The sequence below is a fragment of the Stenotrophomonas sp. P5_A8 genome, assembly GCF_056400545.1.
On the sequence record NZ_JBFULB010000327.1, the window covers coordinates 1 to 4,257 of the forward strand.

5 protein-coding genes are annotated in these 4,257 nt (G+C 68.1%); 4 read left to right on the top strand and 1 reads right to left on the bottom strand.

The genetic code is table 11. From position 1 onward, the window contains the following. Positions 1-108: 108 nt before the first annotated feature. Entirely contained in the window at positions 109-1,053 is a 945-nt protein-coding gene (locus AC1DQP_RS17325; RefSeq protein WP_256776992.1) for a chemotaxis protein, read from the bottom strand. 105 nt (positions 1,054-1,158) lie between these two features. On the opposite strand from AC1DQP_RS17325, the gene flgA reads away from it, so the two are divergent. From flgA to AC1DQP_RS17345, 4 genes are all read left to right on the top strand, one after another. After that, positions 1,159-1,809, top strand: coding sequence for a flagellar basal body P-ring formation chaperone FlgA (flgA, locus tag AC1DQP_RS17330; RefSeq protein ID WP_478052084.1), 651 nt, complete (start codon positions 1,159-1,161; stop codon positions 1,807-1,809). Between the two features lie 109 nt (positions 1,810-1,918). After that, positions 1,919-2,221, top strand: a complete 303-nt coding sequence (flgM, locus tag AC1DQP_RS17335) for a flagellar biosynthesis anti-sigma factor FlgM (protein ID WP_256776994.1) — start codon at positions 1,919-1,921, stop codon at positions 2,219-2,221. Then, positions 2,218-2,556: a flagellar protein FlgN gene (locus AC1DQP_RS17340; RefSeq protein ID WP_478052085.1), complete on the top strand. Its 339-nt coding sequence runs from the start codon at positions 2,218-2,220 to the stop codon at positions 2,554-2,556. The genes flgM and AC1DQP_RS17340 overlap by 4 nt, the downstream gene beginning before the upstream one ends. Before the next feature lie 178 nt (positions 2,557-2,734). Then, entirely contained in the window at positions 2,735-3,874 is a 1,140-nt protein-coding gene (locus tag AC1DQP_RS17345) for an ATP-binding protein (RefSeq protein ID WP_306175647.1), read from the top strand. Positions 3,875-4,257 lie beyond the last annotated feature (383 nt).

Consider the following 4,257-nt stretch of genomic DNA (forward strand, 5'->3'; position numbering starts at 1 on the left):
GGACCGTTGGGCGCCATGGATGGCGCCCACGAGCCCCCAGGGACGGGTTTACGGCGTGTCCCGCACCCCCGCCCACCCCGGCCCGCCATCAGCGAACCGACCGCCGCTTCAAGCCGCCATCGCCACCTTCCGCAAACGATCCAGCACGAAATCGGCCAGCTCATGCGGGGAATACTTGGCCACGAACGCATTGGCGCCCACCCGCTCGACCATCGCGTTGTTGAACACGCCCGACAGCGAGGTATGCAGCAGCACGTACAGCCCGGCCAGGCCCGGATGGCGCCGGATTTCCGTCGTCAGCGTATAGCCGTCCATCGCCGGCATCTCGATGTCCGAAATCACCATCGCATAGCGCTCGGCCGGGTTCTCGCCGGCCGCGTGGATCTGCAGCAGGTGGTCCAGCGCCTGCTTGCCGTCGGACAGCAGCGTCGCGCCCACCCCCAGCTGGTCCAGCACACTGCGGATCTGCTGGCGGGCCACCCGCGAGTCGTCCACCACCAGCACCTGCAGCTGCGGGCCGTCGGCCGGCATCGCCAGCGACGGGTCCAGCACCGCCTCGCCGCGCACCTGGGCGATGTCGGCCAGCACGCTTTCCACGTCGATCACCTGGATCAGCTCGCCCTGGAAACGCGTCACCGCGGTCAGGTAGCTCGACTCGGCGCCCAGTTCCGGCGGCGGATGGATGTCCTCCACCGCGATATTGACGATCCGCTCCACCCCGCTCACCAGGAAGCCCTGGATCGAGCGATTGAACTCGGTCACCACCAGATAGCCCGGCGCCTTGTCCGCATCCGGCTCGCGCTCGGGGTGGCCGATGGCCAGCCCAAGGTCCAGCACCGGCACCGAGCGGCCGCGAACATCGGCCACCCCGGCGAACTGGCTGGGCAGCCCGGGCACCTGGAACAGGTCCGGGCGGCGCAGGACTTCCTGCACCTTGAACACGTTCACGCCAAAAAGCTGGCGTCCGCCGAGCCGGAACAGCAGCAGGGCCAGACGATTGTGGCCGGCCAGACGCGTACGCTGGTCGATGCGGTTGAGCAGGTCATGTGACATGGGGGTGGTATCGGCGCCAGCGCGCCCGACTTGAGCGCCGCGCCCCGTGGATTCCGGCACGCGCCTTGCAGGACGCTGCCCATGTGCCTTGCCCGTGGAGTCGCCATGCGTTGGATCATTCTTGCCCTGCTAACGCTGGTCACCGTGCCTGCGTCCGCCGCGGGCGGCTGGCAGCCGGTGGACAGCATCCGCGCCGCCGCGCTGTCGACCCTGCCGGCCGGCAGCGAAGGCGACACCACCCTGGATTCGGCGCTGCGCCTGCCGGCGTGCGGGCAGGGGCTCAAGGCCCAGCCCACCGGCACCAGCACCGTGGAAGTCAGCTGCCCGGATGCGGGCGGCTGGCGGCTGTTCGTCCCGGTCAAGATCCGCAGAAACCAGAATGTGCTCATCCTCAACCGCGGCATCAGTGCTGGAGAAACCCTGGCCGCCGTCGATATCACCACTGCACAGCGTGACGTGGCCCGTATTGCCGGCGCCGCGCTGGCCGACCCGGCGGCTGCGGTCGGGCGGGTCGCCCGGCGCACGTTGACCGCCGGCAGCCTGCTCTCGGCCAACGACCTGGTCGCCCAACGCCTGGTCCGTCGCGGCGACAGCGTCGCGCTGGTGTCGCGGATCGGCGGGGTCGAAGTGCGTGTCGCGGGCAAGGCCATGGCCGACGCCGGTGAAAATGAACGCGTTTCGGTGGAGAATCTGTCCTCGCGGAAGATCGTGCAGGGCACCGTGGCGGCCAGTGGCGACGTTTTTGTGACGCGCTGAGCACAATACTGAACCGGCGGCGGAAATCGGTAAAAAAACCGCATAACCCCCTAAAGATGGCGGTCCCCATGCCGTTATCCCTTGTGAACCGCAACTCCAGGACAACTCCATGAGCCAGAAAATCGACGGCAACCTGCAGGCCACCGCCCATCTGCGCAGCGTCAGCCTTGGCACCAAGCCGGCCGCCAGCACCGATTCGCCGACGCGTCCGGTTGAAGCAGCGGACAGCCTGCGCCTGACCGGCGAGGCCACCAGCCTGCAGGCCCTGCAGCGCGAGCTGAGCACCGCCCCGGCGATCGACGCCGGCCGTGTGCAGGCCGTGCGCGAGTCGCTGCAGAACGGCACCTACAAGATCAATCCCGACGCGATCGCTTCGCGCATGCTCGATCTGGACCAGCAGCTGCAGGGATGAACCTGGCGATGAGCGAGCCATTGCAGCGCCTCAGCGATGCCTTGGACGTCGAACGCCAGGCATTGGTCGAGCATGACGTGCAGGCGTTGATCCGTGCCACCGGCGCCAAGCTCGAAGCGCTGCGCGCCCTTGAGGCCGTGCTGCCGGTCGGTCAGGGCGAACGCCTGCAGGAGCTGGCCGAACGCAACCGCGCCAACGGCGTGCTGTTGTCGCGCCGCCGCCGCGAGGTCMACTGGGCGCTGCGCCAGCTGGGCCGCAGCGAAGAATCCTCGGCTTACGACGCCAAGGGCCAGTCCCACACGCTGCATACGCGACGGCCGCTCGCCGTCGCCTGATCCGGCCCCGCGTGGGCCGTACGCGCGTGCACGGGCTTCCGTCGCGCGGACCAACGCGTATATTGGGCGCCTGTTTCGACTGCCCGATGTGACCGTGACCGCTTCTTCCAACCTTGTCACCGCGCCGCTGCCACCGCAGCAGGTCCTGCTCGCCCTGTTCGAGCGGGTCAACGAAGGCATGCTGCTGTTCCGCGAGGATGGCAGCGTGGCCTTGGCCAACGCCGCCGTCAGCGAGATGCTCGGCCAGGCCGAGGACGCGGCCGGTCTGGGTGCGGCGCAATGGCTGCGTCAGCTGCTGCCGCCCGATGCGCTGGAACATGCGCGCCAGCACGGTCACTGGAACGGCAGCCTGCCGGTGGGTGAGCGCATGGTCATCGCCCATGTCTACCACCACGATGAAGCCGGCCAGCGCCATTACCTGGCCCTGTTCCGCCGCATCGAAGGCCAGGAAGACTACGAGCGCGAACTGCAGCAGCGCCATGCCGAGCTTCGCCAGGCCTACCTGCGCCTCAACGGCACCCAGGAAAAGCTGCTGCAGTCCGAGAAGATGGCCTCCATCGGCCAGCTCGCCGCCGGCGTCGCGCACGAGATCAACAACCCGATCGGCTACGTGCACTCCAACCTGGGCAGCCTGCAGGAGTACCTGCGCAGTCTGTTCACCGTGATCGAAGCCTACGAGCGCGCCCTGCGCGCACCCGATCCCAAGGCGCTGATCCCGGAAATCGACGACATCCGCACCCGCTTCGACATCGACTTCATCAGCCGCGACCTGCCGCAGCTGATGGCCGAATCGCGCGAGGGCATCGAGCGGGTGACCCGGATCGTGCGCGACCTCAAGGACTTCTCGTATTCCGGCCGTGATGAATCCTGGAAGCTGGTCGACCTGCATTCCGGCCTCGAATCGACGATCAACATCATCTGGAACGAGCTCAAGTACAAGGTCACCCTGCAGCGCGAGTTCGGCCAGCTGCCGCTGGTGGAATGCCTGCCGTCCGAGCTCAACCAGGTCTACATGAACCTGCTGCTCAACGCTGGCCATGCCATCGCCGACCGCGGCACGATCACGGTGCGCACCGGCGTGGACGGGGAGCATGTCTGGGTGGAGTTCGAAGACACCGGCGGCGGCATCTCGCCGGAACTGCGCCAGCGCATCTTCGATCCGTTCTTCACCACCAAGCCGGTCGGCAGCGGCACCGGCCTGGGCCTGTCGATCTCCTACAGCATCATCAACAAGCACCACGGCCGCATCGACCTGGACAGCACCCCGGGGCAGGGCTCCAGGTTCCGCCTGGTGCTGCCGATCAAACAGCCGCGCTGACCCGCACGTAGAGCCGACCGTTGGTCGGCTGCCTTGGCACCTCGGCTGCCACGGGAGGTCGGCTGCCTTGGCACCTCGCCTGCCACGGCAAGTCGGCTGCGGCGGCACCTCGGTTGGGAGCAGCCGACCAACGGTCGGCTCTACGGGCGTCATCGGCTSGCTGGGTCATTGCGRCGATCCGCGCGCGCGTGGCATGGCGCAACGCATCCGCACGCCCCATTGCCGTAGAGCCGACCGTTGGTCGGCTGCCTYGGCACCTCGGCTGCCACGGSARGTCGGCTGCGGCGGCACYTCGGTTGRGAGCAGCCGACCAACGGTCGGCTCTACGGGCGTCATCGGCTCGCTGGGTCATTGCGACGATCCGCGCGCGCGTGGCATGGCGC